We start from the raw sequence: 22718 nt of genomic DNA, 5'->3' as shown, positions 1-22718 counted from the left end.
GCCTTCCAGACGGGTCAGAGGCGCCGACTGAAGAGATAGTAGGACGTCCTAATAAATTACTGGAGGCGAGGAGAGTGTGAAGAGAAGCACAGAGGCAGGGCGAGTGGTGCCCGCGTACGGTCAACGATCCGGCGGGCCCCCGCTCGGGGACGGTGCCCGCGGCGTGCCGGGAAGCCGAATCGTGACGAGGAGTCCGCCGGTGGGGCGGGGTGTGAGGTCGAGGGTGCCGTCGTGTGCCCGGGCGACGCTGTGCACGATGGCCAGCCCGAGGCCCACGCCGGCGTGCTCGTCGGTGCGTATGCGTTCCGTTACGCGCTGGAAGGGTTCGGTGAGGGCCGGTACCAGCTCCGCCGGGAGCGGATGGCCCGTGTTCTCGACCCGCAGCACGCTCGCGTCGTGCCGCCGTTCGGTGTGGACCGTTACGGTGCCGCCCACGGGGAGGTTGTGGACGATGGCGTTCTGGACGAGGTTCGTCACCATCCGCAGGATGAGCGCCTCGGAGCCGACGACCTGTGTTGTCTCGCCGGTGACGTCGAGCCTGATCTGGCGCTTTTCGGCGAGGGGAAGCAGCGTTTCGGCGGCTTCTTCGGCTACCAGGGAGAGGTCGACGGGCTCGCGGGTGAAGCTCCCGCGGTCGGCGCGGCTGAGCAGCAGGAGTGCCTCGGTGAGGTTGATCGCCCGCGTGTTGACCGTGTGGAGGCGTTCGATGAGTTCGCCCTGGTCCCGCGTGGGGTCGTTGCGGGCGGCGTCGAGGAGTGTCCGGGAGATTGCCAGCGGGGTGCGCAGTTCGTGGGAGGCGTTCGCGGCGAACCTCCGCTGCTCGGCGACCTGGGACTCGAGTTGTTCGAGCATGGTGTCGAACGCGTCGGCGAGTTCGCGGAATTCGTCCCGGCGGCCCGTCATGCGGATCCGGTGGGACAGCGAGCCGTTCGCGGCCGTCCGTGCCGCGTACGCGATCCGCGTGAGTGGTGCGAGCATCCGGCCGGCGAGGATCCATCCTCCCAGGAGGCCGAATACGAGGAGGAAGGCCAGTGCCGTGGCCACGGCGGGGGCGAAGCCGCGCAGGAGGTCGGCGCGATTGGGGCCGGTGATGATCACGGCGCCGAACCTCTTCCGGACGGATCCGGGGTCGTCGTCCGGTAGCCAGCGCAGCACGAACACCCACATCACGGCCAGCAGGAGAGCGCCGGCGAGGAGGAGGAAGCCGGCGTAGCTGATGGTGAGCTTCAGTCGGGCGCTGAGCCCTGAGCGGCTATTCATGAGTGCCGCCGGGGTGGGTGGTGTCCATGCCGGTGTCCATGCCAGTGTCCATGCCGGTGTCGATTCGGTAGCCGACGCCGGGCACCGTGGCGATGAGCCATGGTTCGCCGAGTCGTTTGCGCAGTGCGGAGACGGTGATGCGGACGGCGTTGGTGAAGGGGTCGGCGTTGTTGTCCCAGGCCCGCTCCAGCAGCTCTTCGGCGCTGACGACACCGCCTTCGGCGGCGACCAGGACTTCGAGCACGGCGAACTGCTTGCGGGTGAGCGCGACGTAGCGTCCGTCGCGGAAGACCTCCCGGCGGAAGGGGTCGAGACGCAGGCCCGCGATCTCGCGGACCGGGGGCCGGGCGTACGCGCGTCTGCGGTCGAGCGCCCGCAGCCGCATGACGAGCTCCCGCAGCTCGAACGGTTTGGTGAGGTAGTCGTCGGCGCCGAGCTCGAACCCGGAAGCCTTGTCGTCGATCCGGTCGGCGGCGGTGAGCATGAGGATCGGGATGCCGCTGCCGGATGCGACGATGCGGCGGGCGATCTCGTCGCCGGAGGGGCCGGGGATGTCGCGGTCGAGGACCGCGAGGTCGTAGGAGTGGATACTGAGCAGTTCCAGGGCGGAGTCGCCGTCGCCGGCGATGTCGGCGGCGATCGCCTCCAGCCGCAGACCGTCCCGGACGGCTTCGGCCAGGTAGGGCTCGTCCTCCACGATCAGCACGCGCATGTCCGAAGCCTAAGCAGCGCCACATATCGCCGACGTATGCGAAGACGTGCGCCAACCGGGCACGCGACTCAGCCCGCCGGTGCCGGCGCGGGGCGGGGCAGGTCCGACGGCGCTTCGGCCGTAGTGCGCCACCAGCGGCGCGACGCCAGCGCGGCCAGTACGGCGCCGGCGGCGTTGACCAGGACGTCGTCCACGGACGACACCCGGTCCAGCCGCAGGACGTACTGTGCGGTCTCGACCAGGGCCGAGCAGCCCGCCCCGAGCGCCAGGATCCGCGGCACGGACGCCAGCGCCGCGAACCGCATCGGGGCGAAGAACCCCAGCGCCGCGAAGACCAGCAGATTGCCGGCGATCCCGAGCGGCCCCATCGTGACCAGGTCCCGCAGAGGTACCAGGCTCACCCGCGGCGGGACGGTGCCGGCCCCGGCACCCGGCATCATGGTCATCCACAGGAACGGCACCGTCCCGTGGACCAGGCCCACCTCGGCCAGCGACATCCGCCACGCCGACGCGACGCCGGCGGCACGGCGACGGCGCGCCAGAGCCCACACCACCAGCGCGGCCGGCGGCAGTGCGACCAGCGTCATGAGCACCACACCGTTGAAGGTGTCGAAGCAGCCGTGCCACCGCCCGGCCACGCACCTCGGAGCGGCCATCATGAGCGGCCCCCGCACGACGAACACGGCGCTCGCCATGATGAGGACAGCCAGGCCGAGGAGCGCGATCGTGCGCGTGCGGCGGGGCGGTGCGGACAGGGATGCGTTCTGGTTCATGCCTCCATGGGAGACGGAGGGTCGTTGCGGTGGCGTATGCGATTTTCCATACGCCCGCGATATTCGATACGCCCGCGATACACGGAATCAGCAGCGCCGCACCTCGCTCGCGCAGCGGGTCAGAAGCCCACGTCGGCGGGGCGGTATGTCGGCGCTCTGCGGACCCGGTCGGCCTGCTCGTAGGCGTAGGCCAGGCGGAGCAGGGTCGGCTCGCTCCACGCCGTGCCCATGAACGTCAGGCCGACCGGCAGGCCGGAGGCGAAACCCGCCGGGACGCTGATCGCGGGGTATCCGGCGAGTGCGGCGGGCGTGGAGGCGCCGCCGCCGTAGCTGTCCCCGCGGACCAGGTCGATCTTGGCGGGCGGTCCGGTGGTCGGCATCACCAGCGCGTCGAGGCGGAAGCGCCGTAGCACCGCGTCGATGCCTTCGGCACGCGACAGCCGGTGGTTGGTGGCCAACGCCTCGCGGTACTCGCTCTCGGTGAAGTCCAGGCCGTGCACGGCCTCCAGTCCGTCCTGCCGCACATAGCGGAGCTCACGGTCGGCATGTGCGCGATTGAACGCGATCAGCTCCGCCAGACCGCGCGGGTGGTCGCCGGGGGCGCCGGCCAGATAGGCGTTCAGCGCCCGCTTGATCTCGTACACCTGAACGATCTTCGAGCTGGGGAGGTCCTCGAGCCGCTCGGCCGTCGGGATGTCGGCCGGGTCGACCACGGTCGCACCGGCGGCGCGCAGCGTGGCGATCGCCCGCTCCGCGATCTCGTCGGCGTGGTCGCTGTAGCCGAAGTACACCTTTCGCGGTACGCCGATCCGCGCACCCCGCAGTCCGTCGGCGTCCAGGAAACGGGTGTAGTCACGGTGGAAGTGGCCACGGCTCGCCTCGGTCGCCGGATCACGGTCGTCGACCCCGACGAGGACGCCCAGCATGATCGCGGCGTCGCGGACCGTGCGCGCGATCGGGCCGACACTGTCCTGGCTGGGCACGCCGGGGATCACTCCGCCGCGCCCGACCAGGCCCACGGTCGGCTTCACCCCGACGACGCAGTTCGCCGAGGCGGGGTCGATGATCGAACCGTTGGTCTCGGTGCCGATCCCGGCGACACACAGGTTGGCAGCGGCGGCGGCCGCCGTACCGGAGCTGGACTCGTTCGGGGACCGGTCCAGCTTGTAGGGGTTCCGGGTCTGCCCGCCGCGGGCGCTCCAGCCGGCGTGGTGGGTGAGCGACATCCCGCCGGCCCACTCGCTCAGGTTGGTCTTGCCGAGGATGACGGCACCGGCCGCGCGTAATCTGGCCGCGACCGTGGCGTCCCTTGCCGGTCGGAGGCCCTCCAGGGCGAGTGATCCGGCCGTTGTGTGCATGCGGTCCGCGGTCTCCACCAGGTCCTTCAGCAGAACGGGCATGCCGTGGAGGGGCCCACGGGGATGCTGCCCGGCGTCCAGTCGCCGGGCCTCTCGCAGCGCGTCGGGATTGACCTCGATCACCGCGTGCAGGAGCGGGTCGATACGTTCGATCCGGTCCAGGTAGTAGCGGGTCAGCCGTTCCGCGTCGAGCCGCCCCGCGTCCATCCGCTCGCGGAGCTCGGTGATGCCCAGTTCGTCCAGGCTTCCGGTGCCAGGGCGGGCCTGGGCGGGGGCCGCGCCGAGCAAGGGCGTGGCCGCCGCGGCGGTGCCGAGCGCGAGCATGCTCCGGCGCGTGGCGTTGATCCGGTCGATTCGGTACGGCGTGGTCATAGTCCGGCACGCTAGAGGCGCCGCCGACGTACCGCGCTCCGACGGTCCCCCGGCTCTTCACTGGTGATATCCCCCTGCCGTGCCGGGGGAACGCCTGAGACCGGGACCGGTCTCAGGCGGTACCGGTGAGGCCGAGCCGTAAGGACAGCTTCATGTTCCCCGCCTTTCGCGGCCGTGCCGCTCGATGAGGTCGGCGGCGGTGCGCAGCCCGTCGCGGGCCCGGATGGTCGAGGAGGCTTCCGCCAGCCGGTGCCGCAGGCGGGTGTCGCCGAGCAACTGCGCCAGCGCGCCGTGCAGTTGGGCGTCGGTGAAGCGGTACGGGTCCAGCCGGAGGCCGTAGCCGAGTTCGGCGACCCGCTGTGCGTTGTCGTACTGGTCCCAGAACAGCGGGAGCACGATCATGGGCTTGCCGAAGTGGAGGCTCTCGGTGGTCGTGTTGTTGCCGCCATGGGTGATGACGAGGTCGACGAGCGGGAGGATCCGCGTCTGCGGGAGGAACTCCGCGCCCCACATGGTGGGAGGCAGTTCGATCTGGTCGTGCAGCGGCCCCTTGGAGACGATGCAGCGGTGCGGGGTGCGTGCCAGGGAGGCGATGATCCGGCGCATGAGGCCGACGTCGGCGGAGCCGAGGGAGCCGAGGCTGAAGTAGATCAGCGCGCTGCCCTCGGGCCGTTCGGCGGCTTGCGGCGGCAGGGTGAACTCCTCGTCGGTCTCGCGGACCGAGGAGTCCAGCCGGTGCCAGGCCGGGCCCAGCGGGCGGGCTTCGGCGTAGTCGGCGATCTCCGGGTAGACGTACAGGTTCAGCTCGCCGTCGTGGATGAACTCCAGGTCGGGCAGCGGCCTCGCGCCCTGGTCCACGACCCAGGCGTTGAACTCGGCCCAGAGCTCGCGGTGCGTGCGGTCGTACTCGGCACGGAACTCGGCCCAGCCCGCGCGGTCACCGGCCGGGTACCCGGAGAAGGGCGGGGGAACGTGTTCGCCCTTCACTTCCAGCGGGTTGCAGGAGACGATCCGCACGAAGGGCGCGTCGGCCGTGGTCAGTGCGGGGAAGCAGACGACGTTGTCCTCGACGATCACGTCCGGCCGTACCCGGTCCACGATTCCCTTGAGCTGGGGTTCGCAGTACCGGGCGCCGGCGACCAGTTCCTCCCAGACCGGTCTGACCCACGTGCCCAGCTGTTCGATCGTGGGCTTTCGGAACTCGGGGGCGGTGTCCCGTACGAAGTCCTTCCAGAACTGGCCCGCCTCCTGGGGTGTTTCGGGCGGCGGTGCCAGATCGACCAGGTCCTCCTCGAAGCCGAGCGGGGCGAGTCTGCCCTTCCAGGACGCCTCCGCCGCGAACACCACGCGGTGGCCCCGCCGGCGCAGTACGTCGCCGATGCCGACGCAGTTGTTGGTCGGGCCGTACGCGCTCTCCGGCGCGAAGAGAATGGTCAGGGGTCCGCTCAAGGGGTGTCTCCCGTCGTCTCGATCAGTACCGCGCTCTCCGGGTCCCACGACAGCGCGACGCGGGCCCCCGAGGTCACCGTGGCCGGGCCCGGGACGGTCACCAGGACCGGCCGGTCCAGACCGGGGACCGTGACCGCGATCCTCGAGGAGCCGCCGAAGTAGCTGATGTCCACCACCGTGCCGTGCAGATGGGCGTCCGCGCCCCGGGCGGCGAGCCGGATGTTCTCCGGGCGTACCCCCACCAGCCCCGCCGCCTTCCCGGCCGGGGCGGGCAGGACGCCGACGCCGGGCACGTCGAGTCCGCCGGAGGGCAGCAGCCGGCCGGAGAAGAGGTTGTTGGCGCCGACGAAGCCCGCGACGAACCGGCCCCGGGGGTGCCGGTAGAGCTCGACGGGGGTGGCGACCTGCTGGACGCGTCCGGCGTCCAGGACGGCGATCCGGTCGGCGAGCGACATGGCCTCCTCCTGGTCGTGGGTGACGACGAGGAAGGTGATGCCCACCTGGTGCTGGAGGCGCTTGAGCTCCAACTGCATCTCGGCGCGGACCTGTTTGTCGAGCGCCGACAGCGGCTCGTCGAGCAGCAGCACACGGGGCCGTTTGACGATGGCACGGGCGAGGGCGACCCGCTGCCGCTGCCCGCCGGACAGCTGGTGCGGCCGTCTGCGGGCCTGCGCGGTCAGCCCGACGGTGGCGAGCACGGCCGCGACCCGTTCGCCGATCTCCGCCCGGGCGAGCCCTTCCCGCGCCAGCCCGTATCCGATGTTCTTCTCCACGTTCATGTGCGGGAACAGCGCGTACGACTGGAACATGAGGTTGACCGGCCGCCGGTGCGCGGGCACGCCCAGCAGGTCCCGGCCGTCGAGGGTGACCGTGCCGCTGTCCGGGGCCTCGAATCCGGCGAGGACGCGCAGCAGGGTCGTCTTCCCGCAGCCGCTCGGGCCGAGCAGGGCGAAGAACTCGCCCTCCGCGATCTCCAGGCTCACCCCGTCCAGGGCGGTGACCTCGCCGAACCGCCGGGTGACGGCATGGATACGGATCACAGCGCCTCCGTCAGCCGGCTGACCCGCTGGGCGGCGATCACCACGGTGAAACTGACCGCGAGCAGCAGGGTGGCGAGCGCGTTGATCTCCGGGGTCACGCCGAACCTGATCATCGAGTAGATGACGATCGGCAGGGTGGGATCCTTCGGCCCCGCGGTGAAGAAGGCGATCACGAACTCGTCGAGCGAGAGGGTGAACGTCAGCAGCGCGCCCGCCACGATGCCGGGGGCGAGGGTCGGCAGGGTGATGCGGAGGAACGTGGCGACCTCGCCCGCGCCGAGGTCGCGTGAGGCCTCCTCCAGGGAGGGGTCGACATGGGCGATCCGGGTGCGTACGACGGCCGTGACGAAGGCGAGGCCGAAGACGGTGTGGGCGAGCAGCACCGAGTGCAGGCCGAGGGTGGCCGAGACGAGGGAGTAGAAGGCGAGCAGGCCGATCGCGAGCACGATGTCCGGCAGGACGGCGGGCAGCACCGACAGGGCGGGCAGCAGCCGCGACCGGCCCGCGTGGCGGGCGAGCCCCACGGCGAGCAGGGTGCCGAGGACGGTGGACAGGGCGGTCGCGCCCGCGGCCACGATCAGCGTGTTGGCCAGGCCGCGCAGGACCTCGTCGTCGCCGGCCAGCGTGCCGTACCAGGCGGTGCTGAACCCGGACCACTCGTACGGGCTGTCCGAGCGGTTGAAGGACATCACCACGAGCACCACGACGGGCGTGTAGAGGAACGCGTACGTCAGCCACAGCGGGAGGAGCGTCACCCGGCGCATCAGCGGCCGCCCAGTCGGCGCCCGGCCCACGCCTGCGCCATGAGCAGCAGGACCAGGAACGCCATGAGGGCGAGGGCGAGCACCGAGCCGAACGGCCAGTCCCGTGCGGTGAGGAACTGGTCCCTGATCAGGTTGCCGACCATGACCGTGTGCCCGCCGCCCAGCAGTTCGGGGACGACGAAGTTGCCGAGGCTGGGCACGAAGACGAAGACGCAGCCGGTCAGCACGCCGGGCAGGGTGTGCGGGAGGGTCACGCTCCAGAACGTACGGGCCGGGCGGGCGCCCAGATCGGCCGAAGCTTCGAGCAGCCGGGGGTCGACCCGCTCGATCGCCGAGTACAGCGGCAGCACCATCAGCGGGAGATAGGCGTAGAGCAGTCCGAGGACGACGGCGGGTTCCGTGTAGAGGAGTTTCAGCGGCCGGTCGATCACCCCGATGCCGGTGAGGGCGGAGTTGACCACCCCTCGGCTGGACAGCAGCACGACCCAGGCGTAGGTACGGATCAGGAAGTTGGTCCAGAACGGGAGCACGACCAGGACCAGGGCGACCGTGCGCCACCTGCCGGGCAGCCGGCTGATCGCGTACGCGGTCGGGTAGCCGAGGAGCAGCGCGAGCAGGGTGGTGACGGCGGCGATGCGCAGCGAGTCGGTGAGGACACCGGCGTAGAGGGGGTCGGTGAGCCGCGCGAAGTTCTCGCCGGTGCTTCCGTCCTCGTACGCGATCCCGCCGAAGCGGCCCCGCCGGAAGACCGTGTAACCGATCAGCAGGGCCAGCGGCAGCAGGAGCAGGACGGCCAGATAGGACAGGCCCGGGCCGAGCAGGACGAGACGGGCTCGCAACGGTGGTCCTCCGGCCGCCTTCCCCCGGTGGGCCATCAGCCCGCGGTGACTTCCGTGACGATCCGGGTGTACGCCGTCGCGGCGTCCCCGAGGTCGACGGCGGACTCACCCTTGAGCAGTTGCTCGGGGGTCATGGCGAGCGCGGGGTGGCTCTTCAGCAGGGCCGGGTCGAGTTCGGCCATGGCGGCGGTGTTGGGGACCTTGTAGAAGATGTTCGAGGCGACCCACGAGTGCGTCTTCGCGTCGAGGACGTAGTCGATGAAGGCGTGCGCCGCCTCCTTGTTCTTCGACGACTTGAGAATGACCATCGTGTCGGTCCAAAGGTCGCTGCCCTCCTTGGGGACGACGAAGCCGATCCTCTTGTCGTCGGTCGGGCACCACCCGTCCCAGGCCTCCGCCAGCACGGCCTCCCCGGACTTCAGCCGGTCGCCGAACGTGGTGTCGTCGTAGGCGAGGAGCCCGTCCTTCGCGGTGAGCAGCAACTCTTTGACCCGGGCCAGCTGTTGTTCGTCGGTGGTGTTCACCGAGTAGCCGAGGGCCTTCTGGGCGGGGAGGAAGAGCCAGCGTTCGGTCTTCAGCATGGTGGCCCTGCCCTTGACCGCGGCGCGCGGCTTCAGCAGGTCGTTCCAGCTGTCGGGGGTGTGGCCGACGAGGTCCTTGCGGTAGCAGAGCCCGGTGGTGCCCCAGGTGTACGGGACGGAGTAGACGTTGCCCTTGTCATGGGCGAGCCGGGCGGCGAGCGGGTCCAGGTTCTTCAGGTGCGGGACCAGATCGTGGTGGATGGGTTCGAGCAGCCCCTGCGCCGCGAGCGCCTGCGCGTACTGGCCCGATACGAACGCCACGTCGATGCCGCTGTCGGCGGAGGCGGTCAGTTTGGCGACGATCTCCTCGTTGGTGCTGTGCTTGGCGACGGTCATGGGCGTGCCGACGGCCGACGTGAACCGGGCGGGAAGGTCCTTCGGCATATAGCCGTCCCAGTTCGAGACGGTGAGCCGCTGCTCGCGTAAGTCCGCCTCGGGGTCGAGCGACGCGGAGGCGGCGGGGCCGCTTCCGCCCGGTTGGCCGCCGCCGCCGCATGCGGGGAGAAAAAACGCCAGGACGGCCGCAGTCGCCGCCATGGACACGTGCCTGAACCTCAGTGCGCCTGACACGCCACTCCCCTTGCTGTCGAGATCAGCCGGCTGAGCGTGGGTCGCGCCCGGTTCGCCGAACGGCTCACGGGCAGGCATCGATGTCCGGAGTTTCGCATCATTGGCATGCACCGGGCAAGATGGCCCGTTCGCCCGGCCTCGTTCTCACTCCGTACGGACGGAGGAGTTCCGATCCGCTCCACGGCCGACACCGGTCGCGGCACTACCCTGCCGACATGACCGAAATCCAGGAGCCCCGCGCCGTCGTCGCGCTGACGGATGTCGCTGTCCACCGCCGTACCACCGGACAGGAGATTGTCCTTGACGGGATCAACTGGACTGTTCGGCCTGGCGAGCACTGGGCGCTGCTGGGGGCCAACGGAGCCGGCAAGACCACCCTGCTCCGGCTCGTCGGGGCGGTCATGTTTCCCACCGCCGGCACCGTCGACGTCCTTGGTGACCGGCTCGGCCGCGTCGACATGCGCGAGCTGCGCGCCCGCGTCGGCCTGGTATCCGCCGCCCAGAAGGTTCCGCTGGACGCCACCGCCCACACCGTCGTCCTCACGGGGGCGACCGGCACCGTGCAGCCGCTGTGGCGGAAGTACGACACCGCGACCCGCGAGCGCGCCCACGTCCTGCTCGCCGAGCTCGGGTGCAAGGAGCTCGCCGACCGCCGTTTCGGCGACTGCTCGGGCGGCCAGCGCGCCCGGATCCTCATCTGCCGTGCCCTGATGGCCGATCCTTCGCTGCTCCTGCTCGACGAGCCGTTCAACGCCCTCGACCTCCCGTCCCGAGAGGATCTCGTGGACTCGCTGCACCAGCTGGCGGCCGACCGGGTCGGCCTCGCCACCGTCACGGTCACCCACCACCTGGAGGAACTCCCGCCCAGCACCACCCACGCCTACCTGCTCAAGGAGGGCCGCGAGCTGGCATCCGGCCCGGTCGACGGCGTGCTCACCCCGGACAACATGACGGTCTGCTTCGGACGTCCCGTTCACGTGGCCCGTCACGACGGCCGGTGGTACGCACGCTCGGGCCGCTAGGAGGACATGCGGCGCCGGGGCTCCCACCGCCCTCGAGCTCGTAGGCAAAGCCGCCGCCGGGCCCGGCGTGCGTGACGCATTTCACGTCACATGTACCATTTGTGGTGTAAGTGACCTGCCACTCCTTGGCGGCGCGGTCCGATACCGCCGGGTTGTGCTCCCGCCCCCCGTCGCCGCCCGCCTCCCGACGACCTCCACTTGCCCGTATCCGCGGCAGGGAGGGGAGACAGACAGCGGACATGCCCAACCACGACGGGACCCAGGTGGAGGTCCGGAGGCTGTGGGCCCACCCTGCCCGGCGTCCGGTCGCCCTCCCCTCGAACGCCGATGCGGACCGCCTCCGGGGTCCAGTGGCCGGCCACCGCACCCGCCGCCGTGCTCGACCCGCCGCGCACCGACGCCTGGCCGGATCCGGGCTGCTCATCGGGGGGACGCGCGCCCGGGGAAGGGGGGCCGGTGACGTGAAGGCCCGTGTGTGGAGCACCTTCGCCGCCGTGACCGCGGGGTTCATGGCCGTGTCCCTGGCCGGCTGCGGGAACGACGGCGAGCCCAGCGGGGACAGCCTCACCGTCGGCCTGCTGCTGCCGAGCCGCGAAGTCCCCCGCTACGAGCAGTTCGACCGGCCCTTGATCGAGAAGAGGGTGAAGGCGCTGTGCGCGGAGTGCCATCTGACGTACGCCAACGCCGGGGACGATGTGACGAGCCAGCAGCGCCAGATGGACTCCATGATCACCAAAGGGGTCGGGGCCCTGATCCTCGACGCCGTCGACGTCAAGGCGCTCCGCTCCTCGGTCACCGCGGCGCACAAGGCGGGTATCCCGGTCGTCGCGTATGACCGGCTCGCCGAGGGCCCGGTCTCGGGCTACGCCACCTTCAACGGCGCGACGGTCGGCAAGCTCCAGGGCAAGGCGCTCCTCGATGCCCTGGGCAGCAAGGCGGGCCGCAGTCAGATCGTCATGATGAACGGCGATCCGGTCAGCCCCAACGCGGGCTGGTTCACGAGGGGAACGCTCTCCGCCATCAGGGGAAAGGTGAAGATCGCCAGGTCATACGACATTGTCGACTATCGGAAGTCCACCGCCCACGAGAACATGGCCGCCGCCATCGCCGCCCTGGGCCCCGGCCGGATCGACGGCGTCCTGGCGGCCAACGACAGCATCGCCGCCGGTGTCGTCTCCGCGCTCAAGGCCGCACGCATCTCACCGCTGCCACCTGTCACCGGCCAGGATGCCGACCTCAGCGCCGTACGGCGCGTCGTCAAGGGCGACCAGTACATGACCGTCTACAAGCCCTTCAGGGCCGAGGCGGACGCCGCCGCGACGATGGCAGTCGCGCTGAGGGGCGGCCAGAAGCTCGAAGGCATCGCCAGGACGACGGTCGACAGCCCCACCACCAAGGACATCCCGGCCGCCCTTCTGGCGCCGGTCGCCGTCACGGCCGACAACATCAAGCAGACGCTCGTCAAGGACGGTGTCTACACCATCGACAAGATCTGTACCCCTGAGCTCCGGCACGCCTGTGACAAGGCCGGACTCACCCACTGAGGCCGGACTCACCCGCTGAGGCTCCGCCTTCCGCTCGGACGGGACTCTTGGAAAGACTCTTGGAAAGGAGGTGGCCCCCATGCCGGTCGCGCCCCTGCTGGCGCTGCGCGGCGTCTGCAAGCGATTCGGCGGCGTCCAGGCGCTCACGGATGTCGAGCTGGAGATCCGGGCCGGTGAGGTCGTCGCCCTCGTGGGCGACAACGGCGCAGGCAAGACCACCCTCGCCAAAGTGATCGCCGGTGTCGGCCCCGCCGACGAGGGCGTCATCGAGTGGGAGGGCCGGGCCGTCGAGATCAAGCGGCCCTACGACGCCCAGGAGCTGGGCATTACGGCTGTCTACCAGGACCTCGCCATGTGCGACAGCCTCGACATCGTCGGCAACCTCTTCCTCGGCCGCGAAATCCACAGGCTCGGCGTCCTCGACGAGGTCGAGATGGAACGCCGCGCCCGCGAACTCATGCGCACCCTGACCGTCCGCATTCCCGATGCGCGGCTGCCCGTCTCCGCCCTGTCCGCGGGCCAGCGGCAGGCCGTGGCGATCAGCCGCTCGCTTCTCGGCGCGCCCAGGGTGCTCCTCCTGGACGAGCCCACCGCCGCCCTGGGAATGGAGCAGACCAGCCGGCTCCTCGACCTCGTCGAGGAGCTGCGCGACCGCGGCCTCGGGATCCTCCTCATCAGCCACAACATGGGAGACATCAAGGCCGTGGCGGACCGTGTCGCCGTCCTGCGCCTCGGCCGGAACAACGGTCTGTTCGAGGTGAACACCACCACCCAGGAACAGATCGTCTGCGCCATCACCGGCGCGGCGGACGACCCCGTCGCCCACCGCATGCCGAGCGCACAGGAGGTACGGCCATGAGCAGGAGGGAGACAATCCCGCAGGCACACCCCGGCCGGGCGGGCAGCGGCATCGGGACCGTGACCACCACCGGCGGCCGGAGCCTGGTGGCGCGGGGGCGGAACGCCAGGGAATACGCCGACGCGGCCTGGAGCAGGCTGCACAGCGGTGAGCGCGGTCCGATCCTGGTCACCCTCGGCCTCGTCGCGCTCTGGCTCGTCTTCTACGGCCTCAACCAAAACTTCCTCTCTCCCCGCAACCTGTCCAACATCAGCGTGGACATCGTGGGGACCGGCCTGGTCGCCGTGGGCATCGTCTTCGTGCTGCTCATCGGCGAGATCGACTTGTCGGTCGGCTCGGTCAGCGGGCTCGCGGGAGCCACGTTCGCCGTGCTCAATGTCAGCCTCGGCATGCCGGAATGGCTCGCCGTCATCGTGGCGGTGGCCTCGGGCATGGCGGTGGGAGCCGTCCACGGGTTCTTCTTCGCCAGAGTCGGTATACCGGCGTTCGTCGTCACCCTCGCGGGACTGCTGGCCTGGAACGGCCTGACCCTCCACCTGCTGGGCACCGGCGGCACCATCGACATCGACGAGGGCGGCCTGGTCGCCGCGCTGACCAGCTACTACTTCGGTGCCACCAGCGCCGCGTACAGTCTGGCGGCGCTCGGCTCCGCCGCGTACTTCCTGGCCTCCTACCGGAGCGCCAAGCGCCGCAGGGTGGCCGGGATCCCGTACCGGCCGCTGGGCGAGATCTTGGTACGGACGGGCGTCCTGGCGGGGATCGGGTTCACCGCCGCGTATGTGGTCAATCAGTTCCAGGGCCTGCCGCTCGCCCTCCTGATCTTCCTGGTCGTCCTCGTCGGCTCGGACTACGTCCTGCGCCGCACCTGCTATGGGCGCAAGATCTTCGCGGTGGGCAGCGGCGCCGAGGCGGCCCGCCGCGCCGGCGTCAACATCGTGCGGCTGCGGATCTCGATGTTCATCGTGTCGGGGACGCTGGCCGCGATCGGCGGCCTGTTCGTGGCCTCGGGGCTCACCTCGGCGAGCCCTACGACGTCCCGTGCGGCGGGCTCCGGCATGCTGCTGATCAACGCCGTCGCCGCGGCCGTCATCGGCTGCACCAGTCTGTTCGGCGGGCGGGGCTCGCCATGGTCGGCACTGCTGGGGGTGCTGGTCATCCAGTCGCTCGCCTCGGGGATGGCATTTCTGGGAGTGGAGGACTCCGTTCAATTCATGATCATCGGTGCCGTGCTGCTCGCCGCCGTGGCCACCGACTCGCTCGCCCGGCGTTCACAGGGGACGCGCGACCGGGCATGACGATTGGCCATGCCCGGCATGATGTGGCTATGCTTCCGATAAGTTGCCAAAGCCGAGCAATTGGGATATTCCCCTGGGGGAGCCGACGGACGGGCTCGCCGCGCCCATCGGAGTCCAATGAAGAAGCGCATCCCCGTCATCCATGTGGCTGTGAGCATCGCGGTTGCCGCGAGCCTGGCCCTTTCCGGCTGCGACGGCGTGGGGCCGCGATCCTCCGGTGGATCCGAGAGCATCAACGTGCTCACCGTCAATGTCCCCCAAATGGAGAACCTGAAGAAGCTCACGAGGAAGCACTTCACCGCGGAGACCGGCGTAAGGGTCAATTACACCCTGCTGCCGGAGAATGAGGCGCGGGCGCAGATGAACAAGGAGTTCTCCAGCCGGTCCGGACGATATGACGTCGCGAGCGTCAGCGCCTATGAAGTGCCGATCTACTCGAAGAACCACTGGCTCGCCCCCCTGGACCATCATGTGAAGGCGGATCCGTCATTTGACCAGAGCGATATCTTCCCCCATCTGACCGCCGCCTTGAGCGGCACGGACGGGAAGATCTATGCCGAGCCCTTCTACGGCGAGGGGTCCTTCCTGATGTACCGCAAGGACCTGTTCCGCAAGGCCGGACTGACCATGCCGCGAAACCCCACCTGGACGCAGGTCGCCTCACTCGCGGCCAAGGTCGACGGCTCGAACGGCGCGAAAGGCATCTGTCTGCGCGGTCTGCCCGGCTGGGGCCAGAACCTCGCCCCCATCAACTCCGTCGTCAACACCTTCGGCGGCACCTGGTACGACATGAAGTGGAACGCCCAGCTCACCGCGCCGGAGTTCAAGAGAGCCATTCGCTTCTACGTCAATCTGGTCCGCAAATACGGTGAGGCCAACGCCGCGCGCAGCGGTGTACTGGAAATCCTCGACCAATTTGTGCAGGGCAACTGCGCCATGATGTACGACGCCACTTCGACGGCCCAGACGGTCGAGGCCGACGGCTCGACCGTCAAGGGAAAGGTCGGCTATGTCCCGGCGCCGCACGAAAGGACCAAGAAGGCCGGCTGGCTGTGGACCTGGGCATGGGGCATTCATAACGCCAGCAAGAAGCAGAAGGCCGCCTGGAAGTTCATCTCCTGGGCCTCCTCCAAGGAGTACCAGAAGCAGGTCGGCGATACGCTCGGCTGGACCCTGGCCCCCGCCGGAACCCGGAAGTCGCTCTATGCCAACCCCGCCTACCAGAAGGCCGCCGCCGCCTGGTACCGGCAGGAATACGCAGCGGTGAAGAACTCCGCCGATCCGAAGAACCCGGGCGTCAGCCCGCGCCCTTACATGGGTACCACGTTTGTCGGCATCCCCGAATTCGCCACCCTCGGCACCGAGGTCTCCCAGTACATCAGCTCGGCCATCGCCGGAAAGCAGTCGGTGGACGCGGCCCTGAAACGCTCCCAGAAGCTCGCCCAAGCGGCGGCGGCGAGGTACCGCACCCACTGACCCGCGCACACCGACGCTGCCGAGGGGCGGATCGGCGATCAGTGGATGGCCGGGCCCTGAATCCGCGGACGGCGGGGTTCGAGCATGGACGCACACGCCGGCCCGCGGCCGATTCGCCGCAGAACGAGATGGACCACCCATGCCTCGGAACATCGACATCGACATCGCCATCCCCGACCTGTCCGGAAAGCTCGCCGTCATCACCGGTGCGAGCGACGGGATCGGGTTCGCCATCGTCCCCCGCCTCGTAAAAGCGGGTGCGGAGGTGATCATGCCGGTCCGTGACCCGGCCAAGGGCGAGAAGGCCACCGACGTCATCCGCGGCCTCGTCCCGGGTGCGAAGATCTCCACCCGGACTCTCGACCTGGCCTCGCTCGACTCGGTGGCCGCCCTCGCGGACCAGCTCTTGAGCGAGGGCCGCCCGATCGACATCCTCATCAACAACGCAGGTGTGATGCTCCCTCCCAGCCGGCAGGTCACCAAGGACGGATTCGAGCTTCAGTTCGGCACCAACCACCTCGGCCACTTCGCCCTCACCCTGGGGCTGCTGCCACTGCTGCGCGAGGGCGAGGCCCGGGTTACACACCAGACGAGCATTGCCGCCCGACGCGGCGCGATCCACTGGGACGACCTGAACTGGGAGCGCCGCTACGACGTGCGCAAGGCCTACAGCCAGTCGAAGATCGCCGTCGGTCTGTTCGCCCGCGAGCTCGACGCGCGCAGCGCCGCGGCGGGGTGGGGCATCACCAGCAACCTCTCCCACCCCGGCATATCCCCCACAAACCTGCTGTCCGCACAGCCGGGCATGGGACGGCGGAAGGACACCGGCCCAGTCCGCCTGATCCGCGCGTTGTCCCGCATGGGCGTCCTCGTAGGCACCGCCGACACCGCCGCCCTGCCCGCGCTGCTGGCCGCGACCGGCCCGGACTCACGGGGCAGCCAGTTCTACGGCCCCAAGGGACGCGGCAACCTCGGCGGCGCTCCCGCACAGCAGGAGCTGTGGGCTCCGCTGCGCGACATGGACGACGCCCGCAGGCTCTGGGAGGCCTCCGAGCGGCTGGTCGGCGTGCGATTCCCCGCCTGACCTCCCAGAGAACGGATCCCTCAGCGAAGCGCCTGCGGTCCTATGACGGACAGCAGCTGGAGCCTTTCGTAGCTCTCGCTGCCGGGATTGGCGGTGTAGACGATGAGAATGTGCGACTGGTCCGGGTCGAGGAGCGTCTGGCAGTTCAGCTCCAATGCGCCGACCTCGGGGTGGACGAAGTGCTTCACCTCGTCGGGGCGGATACCGACCTCGTGGTCGTTCCACACCTGTCGGAACTCTTCGCTTTGAGCGAGCAGCAGCTCGACGTAGTGGGCCGCGCGGGAACCAGGGCCCCGCAGCGTGGCCACCCCGCGCAGGCCCGAGACGAACATGCGGGTGAGGAACGCATGGTCCTCGGGGGCGTAAAGCCGTCGCGTGGCGGGGTCGGTGAACCATCGGTAGCCGAGGCTGCGGGCCGGGCCACTGAAGACCGTCAGATCGCCGGTGAGCGCGACGGCCGGCGGGGTCTGCCGCAGGGTCTCGCCGAGCTCGGTGACGATCTCCGCGGGAGTGTCGTACAGACGGTCGAGGATGCGCAGCAGACCGGGGCTGATGTGCTCACTGTCCGCGCCCCGTGGGGGTGGGGTGTGTCCGGCGAGCCGGAAGAGGTGATCGCGCTCATCGAGGGAGAGATGGAGTCCCTGCGCGATGGAGGCGATCATCTGCTCGGACGGCTGAGGACCGCGCTCCCGTTCCAGCCGCGCGTAGTAGTCGGTCGACATGTGGCAGAGGAAAGCCACTTCCTCCCGCCGTAGCCCATTGGTGCGGCGGCGCCGTCCACGCGGGAGGCCGACGTCTTCGGGTTGCAGCGACTCCCGGCGGCGCCGGAGGAACTCCGCCAGACCCGTCCGGTCGATCACTATGCGCACCTCATTCACCTGCGTGCCTCCTTCGAGGCATCATTTCTACCGCCCGCAGATCTCGGCATCCACGGATTGTCGATCCCCCCTTCTCGTGTTGATGCGGCCGCGTGCGTGGCCGGCCAGAGCTCGCTCTCGGCACCCGGGGTGAACAGGACGGGAACCTCGGGTGCTTGCGATCGTCCGGCGCCAGTCAGCCAGGACGGGCAGCGGCCGAAGGGCGTCCGTGTCCGCGTCCGCGAAGCAGCTCCGGATCCCAGCAGCCCCAGATCCCAGCGCAGCCGTCCACGCCATGGCAGAGTCATGCGCATGCGGACCTTAACGCCAGGGGCATACAGACACTCCGTTGCGACCGCCCTCTTCCTGGGTGCTGTCGTGTCTCTGACCGCCTGCGGTGAGCAGCGCGGCACGGACGTGGCGGCCAGTTCCTCGACCACACCCCCGAGTTCCAGCTCCAGCTCCCCCGGCGCTTCTCCTTACGTGGAGCCCGGGATCGTCGACGGTGCCCCACACCACGGCGACAACAATGCCTACCGTCGCTCCGGCGAGATGTCCGCCGCCAGCGCCAAGGACGCTCAGAAGGAGGCCGACCGTATCGAGCCCGTGCTCAAGCGACTATGGGGGCAGAAGAAGTGGGACCCCAAGAGTGTGCGCGCGGCACTACTTGAACTGGGGTACGAGGAGGAGCGGACCGGGCCGAAGGGAGAACGCCTTGGCGGGACGCTCACCGTACGGACGATGTATCCACGCTACGAGACCGACCACTACGTCACCCCCGAAGGCGCCCTGATAGGCCTACGCGTCCATGACGATGCCTGCGTCACGGCGTTCGTGCAGAAGACCAACTTCGAGGTCAAGACCAACGGGCCATTCATGGAGAGCGGCTGTTTCGAGCCGCCTTACGGCCACTGAGAGACGGTGCGGGGCACGTGCGGTGAGGCTCCACGCCCGCGGCCGCGCCGCCAGCCGCCGAGGCCGGTGCCGTGCCCCCTCAGGCACCAGACAAGAACCTCGTTGCGGCCTTTCGCCTCACGTCTTCGCCTTCGCCTTCGCGATAGAAGATCCACCCAGGCGGTCGGCTCGGCCTCGAACTGGGCACGATTCTCCGTCTCGCCCGCGACGAGCCGGGTCACGCAGTCAAGAACTCTTCGGGCGCACTGGTGATATAGGACGCGGTGAGCTCGGCTTTCGTGCGGTGATCCTCAGGTGCTCCCCGGCGAGGAAGTGCCGGATGTCAGCCGCCAGGGAAGCCATCTGCTCACCGGCCTCCAGCCAGGTGGTCACCGATGCGCCCCAGCCGCCGGTGACCTTCGGCCATGGCCGCAATGTCCAGGTCAACCCGACGTGCCCGCCGGACCGGAAGACGGCCGACACCGCCAAGTCCCGGTCGCTGGTTTGCCAGCTCCGTTCGCCGCCCCATCCCCGGTAGTCGGCGGCGAGCTCTTCCAGGAATGGGGCGAGATCGCTGTCCCAGATCCAGGCGACGACCTCGTTGACGCGAGCGGTCAGACCCGGGGCCCGCAGCTCGACGGCGTAGTGCACCGAGTCTGCGTCGAAATTGAACCGGTCGCAGAACGTCACGCCGACGGACGCGTTGTCCTGGCAGCGGATGGTCACGCTGGGCTCGTCATTGGTGTCATCGTCCGCCAAGGTCATGGGCGGAACGCTAGGTCAGTGTCGGTCTTGGCCGGAGGCCGCACATCCATCGGCTTGTCGAAGGCACTGAACGATGTGGTGTTGTGATAGTCAGCGCCCTTGTAAACGACCTTGAGGATGTATGGCTTGTCTCCGGTGGCGATGTGAAAGGTGTATGAGCCTCCCTTGTCCGCCTCGTCGGTCACCACCAGTGCAATCGCCGGGATGCCGTTGATCTTGGCCGGTTTGCCCTTCGTTGCCACCCCGAAAGAGGTGAAGTCCCGGGTGCATTTGGCAAGCCCGCTTCCCTCTTCCGCTTCGCTGGCGGGAGCCTTCACCCAGTGATTCTGGTCCTTCGGGGCGGGTGCGTCCTGGCCTGACCAGCGTTCGAGGTAAGCCCGGTTGGGGTGGATGTAGTCAGTTCCGCCGATGCGGATTTGTTCGAGGCGGGCACCTGTGGTCCAGGTTGTCTTGGCCGCACACCGGTCTTTGAGATTGGTCGTCAGGTGAGTGGAAGCGTCATCACCGTCAGCCACGATAGTGTTTGTATCGATTGTCACCGACTTGAGCGCTTTCATCGCTTTGTTCGCGTTGTCGAGCATTTGCTTGGCAGAGAGTTCCTTCTCTGTGGTCGCGCCGTCTGCGCAGCCGACCACGGCGGCCCCCATTGTCAGGCAGGCCAGTAAAGCCGCTATAACAGTTGATACGGATCGCATAATCCCCCCAGGTCATGGACGACTCACATTACCGGATATGTTGAGGCAAAAGGTACTGGCGTCGTGCCCGGCCACGCCCACTGAAGTGCGGGCATCGCGTAAGCCTTCTGGAGAGCCCGTAGGGACGTGGTGTTGCGGCCGCCTCGCTCCTGGCTCACCGCGAGATGCAGGCTGGCTGAACCGCCGTTCGCGAGGTTCAGCCGCACGCTCAACGACAGCGGTCACGTGGTTACTGATCTTTTCGGGTTGCCTTCGGGTGGTGACGTTGGGCGATCCCTGCGGTATGCCGGAGCTATGCGGTATGCGGATGGAGGAGGCCTGACGGCTGAGCGGCGGGCTGCGCGTGAAGGGATCCGGCTTGAGGCCGGGCATCGGTTCGCGCGAGGTGACAAAACGTCGGACATCGCCAAGGACCTGCGGGTGAGCGAGCGTTCGGTGGAGCAATGGCGCCGCAACTGGCGTGAGGGCGGCATGGAGGGTCTGAAGTCGAAGGGACCCGCGAAGCTGCCGAAGCTGTCGGATGAGCGGTTCGCTGTGCTGGAGGAGGAACTGGCCAAAGGGCCGGCTGCGCATGGCTGGGAGGACCAGCGGTGGACGCTGGAACGCGTCCGGACGCTGATCGGCCGCCAGTTCCACGTCAGCTGCTCCATCGCGGGAGTGTGGAGGCTCCTGCACCGCCACGGCTGGTCCTGGCAGAGCCCGGCCCGTCGCGCGTTGGAACGCGACGAACACGCGGTCGAGTTGTGGAAGAAGGACGTGTGGCCGCAGGTGGAAGGACAGCGGCGGCGCTCGGGGCCTGGATCGTCTTCGAGGACGAAGCCGGGTTCGCGATGACGCCGCCACGAGCGCGCACGTGGGGCCGGCGCGGACACACTCCGGTGGTCCGGGTGCGGGGACGGTCCCGGCGTCGGATCTCGGTCGCCGCGATGTGCTGCTACCGGCCCGGCGAGAGGTCCCGGATGATCTACCGGCCCCGCTTCCACTCCCTCCTCAAAGGCGCACGCAAGAGCTTCTCCTGGCAGGACTACCGCGACCTCCTGGTCCGCGCCCACCTGCAACTCGGCGCCCCGATCATCGTCGTCTGGGACAATCTCAACACCCATCGCACCGCGGGACTGCGTGACTACGCCGCGGACCACGACTGGCTCACGATCACCCAGCTTCCCTCCTACAGCCCGGACTTGAATCCGGTGGAAGGGGTCTGGTCTCTGCTACGGCGAGGCCCGATGGCCAACACCGCATTCACCGACCCCGACCACCTCACCCGCACCCTCCGTCGAGGCCTCGCCCACATCCAGCGCCACCCCGAACTCATCGACGGCTGCCTCACCGAAACCGGACTACCCCTCACCCAGACCACCCGAAGCTAATCCGACAAGGTCAGTAGGCCAACCGCCCCTGCGCAGGGCTGTGGCCGGGCGGGATGCATCACGAAGACGCGTTCGTATGCGAGACCAGCCTCGCCGGCAACGGCGACTTCGAGCTGTAGATCCGTCCCGGGACAGGCACCAACGGCGTCCGACCGGGCCAACCGCCGCCGTCCCGGTGACCGGCCGGACCGTCCATGCCATCGCCCTGCACCGGCTCCTGGCAGCCGCGAAGAAAGACGAACTGACCGGGCTGCTGCGCCGCCACGGCGACGACGTGTGCGTGCTCCTGGTCGACCAGGACCATCTCAAGGACGTCATGGGCATTTTGGCCATCCGGCTAAGGACACCGCGCTGCGGGCGACCGCCGACCGGCACACGGCCTGGGCCGGCCCCGCGCGTCGGTCGGCAGGCTGGGCGATGACGAGTTCTCCGTCGTGCTGTCTCTCCCCCGCGACCGCCGACCAGTCCGCCTTTCGAGTGAATAAAGGGGAATACCCACGGTATGAGCAAGCCGTCGGCCAAATAGTGAGCAAGGCAACCGGGCATGAACTGCCGGTCGCGCCCAAACACGGCAGCCCACGGATCGAAGAAGGGTGACAACATTCATGCGCACGGAGGCCACCAACCGGGTCGCACACGTCTTCTCCCTCTTCGACGCCAACGGCAACGGCGTCCTGGAAGCAGATGACTTCGACCTCATGGCGAACAACGTCATCGCGGCCGCGCCCGGGGCGGACGAGGCGGCGAAGGACGCGATGCGTGCGGCGTTCCGCCAGTACTGGACGACCCTGGCCGCGGAACTGGACGCCAACGGCGACGGCAAGATCAGTTACGAGGAGTTCGAAGCCTGCGTGCTCTCGCCCGAGCGCTTCGCCTCGACGATCGGTGTGTTCGCCGAGGCGCTCGCCGCGCTCGGCGACCCGGACGGCGATGGACTCATCGAACGCCCCGCGTTCGTCGCGTTGATGACGGCGATCGGCTTCAACCGAGCGAACATCGACGCACTCTTCGACGCCTTCGGCCCCTCGGACCTGGACCGGATCCAGGTGGCCGTCTGGGTCGCCGGGATCAAGGACTACTACGCCCCCGACAAGGCAGGCATCCCGGGCGACCTCCTGGTCCCGGGCCCGGCGATCTGA

At 69.0% G+C, this 22718-nt stretch carries 21 protein-coding genes; 9 read left to right on the top strand and 12 right to left on the bottom strand.

From position 1 onward, the window contains the following. Positions 1-120 precede the first annotated feature (120 nt). From ACT2CW_RS34810 to ACT2CW_RS34770, 9 genes are all read right to left on the bottom strand, one after another. Positions 121-1260, bottom strand: a complete 1140-nt coding sequence (locus ACT2CW_RS34810) for a sensor histidine kinase (RefSeq protein ID WP_445519408.1) — start codon at positions 1258-1260, stop codon at positions 121-123. Beyond that, complete coding sequence (locus tag ACT2CW_RS34805; RefSeq protein ID WP_086882480.1) at positions 1253-1972, bottom strand: response regulator transcription factor; 720 nt, start codon at positions 1970-1972, stop codon at positions 1253-1255. Before ACT2CW_RS34805 ends, ACT2CW_RS34810 begins: the two co-directional genes overlap by 8 nt. A gap of 68 nt (positions 1973-2040) precedes the next feature. Then, complete coding sequence (locus ACT2CW_RS34800) at positions 2041-2745, bottom strand: VanZ family protein (protein WP_445519407.1); 705 nt, start codon at positions 2743-2745, stop codon at positions 2041-2043. Between the two features lie 119 nt (positions 2746-2864). Further along, the gene (locus ACT2CW_RS34795; protein ID WP_445519406.1) at positions 2865-4475 is read right to left on the bottom strand and encodes an amidase; all 1611 of its coding nucleotides are present in this window, start codon (positions 4473-4475) and stop codon (positions 2865-2867) included. Between the two features lie 150 nt (positions 4476-4625). Further along, positions 4626-5924, bottom strand: a complete 1299-nt coding sequence (locus ACT2CW_RS34790; protein ID WP_445519405.1) for a glycosyltransferase — start codon at positions 5922-5924, stop codon at positions 4626-4628. After that, on the bottom strand, positions 5921-6964 hold the full coding sequence (locus ACT2CW_RS34785) for an ABC transporter ATP-binding protein (RefSeq protein ID WP_445519404.1): 1044 nt from the start codon (positions 6962-6964) through the stop codon (positions 5921-5923). Before ACT2CW_RS34785 ends, ACT2CW_RS34790 begins: the two co-directional genes overlap by 4 nt. Continuing rightward, positions 6961-7728 (bottom strand): ABC transporter permease, encoded by a 768-nt coding sequence (locus tag ACT2CW_RS34780; RefSeq protein ID WP_445519403.1) that lies wholly within the window; start codon positions 7726-7728, stop codon positions 6961-6963. The genes ACT2CW_RS34785 and ACT2CW_RS34780 overlap by 4 nt, the downstream gene beginning before the upstream one ends. Further along, entirely contained in the window at positions 7728-8567 is an 840-nt protein-coding gene (locus ACT2CW_RS34775; RefSeq protein ID WP_250853068.1) for an ABC transporter permease, read from the bottom strand. The genes ACT2CW_RS34780 and ACT2CW_RS34775 overlap by 1 nt, the downstream gene beginning before the upstream one ends. Positions 8568-8602: 35 nt before the next feature. Further along, positions 8603-9685 carry a polyamine ABC transporter substrate-binding protein gene (locus ACT2CW_RS34770; RefSeq protein ID WP_445519402.1) on the bottom strand — a complete coding sequence of 361 codons (1083 nt, stop codon included), beginning with the start codon at positions 9683-9685 and terminating at the stop codon, positions 8603-8605. Positions 9686-9933: 248 nt separating this feature from the next. Between ACT2CW_RS34770 and ACT2CW_RS34765 the strand changes: the two genes are divergently transcribed. The 6 genes from ACT2CW_RS34765 (at position 9934) to ACT2CW_RS34740 (ending at position 16998) form a co-directional block, all read left to right on the top strand. Beyond that, a complete protein-coding gene (locus ACT2CW_RS34765) occupies positions 9934-10740 on the top strand; it encodes an ABC transporter ATP-binding protein (RefSeq protein ID WP_445519401.1) in 807 nt (268 codons plus the stop codon). A gap of 461 nt (positions 10741-11201) precedes the next feature. Continuing rightward, positions 11202-12284 carry a sugar ABC transporter substrate-binding protein gene (locus ACT2CW_RS34760; protein ID WP_445519400.1) on the top strand — a complete coding sequence of 361 codons (1083 nt, stop codon included), beginning with the start codon at positions 11202-11204 and terminating at the stop codon, positions 12282-12284. Positions 12285-12363: 79 nt separating this feature from the next. Next, on the top strand, positions 12364-13143 hold the full coding sequence (locus ACT2CW_RS34755) for an ATP-binding cassette domain-containing protein (protein WP_445519399.1): 780 nt from the start codon (positions 12364-12366) through the stop codon (positions 13141-13143). Next, positions 13140-14438: a sugar ABC transporter permease gene (locus ACT2CW_RS34750; RefSeq protein WP_445519398.1), complete on the top strand. Its 1299-nt coding sequence runs from the start codon at positions 13140-13142 to the stop codon at positions 14436-14438. The genes ACT2CW_RS34755 and ACT2CW_RS34750 overlap by 4 nt, the downstream gene beginning before the upstream one ends. Positions 14439-14555: 117 nt before the next feature. Continuing rightward, positions 14556-15914, top strand: a complete 1359-nt coding sequence (locus ACT2CW_RS34745) for an ABC transporter substrate-binding protein (RefSeq protein ID WP_445519397.1) — start codon at positions 14556-14558, stop codon at positions 15912-15914. 139 nt (positions 15915-16053) lie between these two features. Beyond that, entirely contained in the window at positions 16054-16998 is a 945-nt protein-coding gene (locus ACT2CW_RS34740) for an SDR family oxidoreductase (RefSeq protein ID WP_445519396.1), read from the top strand. A 20-nt stretch (positions 16999-17018) separates the two neighbouring features. Here the strand turns inward: ACT2CW_RS34740 and ACT2CW_RS34735 are convergent, their stop codons facing one another. Next, positions 17019-17861, bottom strand: a complete 843-nt coding sequence (locus ACT2CW_RS34735; RefSeq protein WP_445519550.1) for a helix-turn-helix transcriptional regulator — start codon at positions 17859-17861, stop codon at positions 17019-17021. Positions 17862-18233: 372 nt separating this feature from the next. Here ACT2CW_RS34735 and ACT2CW_RS34730 point away from each other — a divergent pair, with 372 nt between their 5' ends. Further along, positions 18234-18770, top strand: coding sequence for a hypothetical protein (locus ACT2CW_RS34730; RefSeq protein WP_445519395.1), 537 nt, complete (start codon positions 18234-18236; stop codon positions 18768-18770). Between the two features lie 225 nt (positions 18771-18995). On the opposite strand, the gene ACT2CW_RS34725 is transcribed toward ACT2CW_RS34730, so the two are convergent. Both ACT2CW_RS34725 and ACT2CW_RS34720 read right to left on the bottom strand, forming a co-directional pair. Further along, positions 18996-19514: a DUF6228 family protein gene (locus tag ACT2CW_RS34725; RefSeq protein WP_445519394.1), complete on the bottom strand. Its 519-nt coding sequence runs from the start codon at positions 19512-19514 to the stop codon at positions 18996-18998. Continuing rightward, on the bottom strand, positions 19511-20149 hold the full coding sequence (locus ACT2CW_RS34720) for a hypothetical protein (RefSeq protein WP_445519393.1): 639 nt from the start codon (positions 20147-20149) through the stop codon (positions 19511-19513). The genes ACT2CW_RS34725 and ACT2CW_RS34720 overlap by 4 nt, the downstream gene beginning before the upstream one ends. A 354-nt stretch (positions 20150-20503) precedes the next feature. Here ACT2CW_RS34720 and ACT2CW_RS34715 point away from each other — a divergent pair. Together ACT2CW_RS34715 and ACT2CW_RS34710 are read left to right on the top strand one after the other, a co-directional pair. Then, positions 20504-21579, top strand: a protein-coding gene (locus ACT2CW_RS34715) for an IS630 family transposase (RefSeq protein ID WP_445519392.1) whose coding sequence is annotated in 2 segments (ribosomal slippage) — positions 20504-20965 and positions 20968-21579 — 1074 coding nt in all. Because the reading frame shifts where the segments join, the coding sequence is not laid out codon by codon here. A gap of 605 nt (positions 21580-22184) precedes the next feature. After that, positions 22185-22718, top strand: a complete 534-nt coding sequence (locus tag ACT2CW_RS34710; RefSeq protein ID WP_445517386.1) for an EF-hand domain-containing protein — start codon at positions 22185-22187, stop codon at positions 22716-22718.

The organism is Streptomyces sp. NEAU-174 (assembly GCF_052665095.1).
Note: the sequence above shows the minus strand (reverse complement) of the source record. Positions and strands in the feature narration are given on the sequence as shown.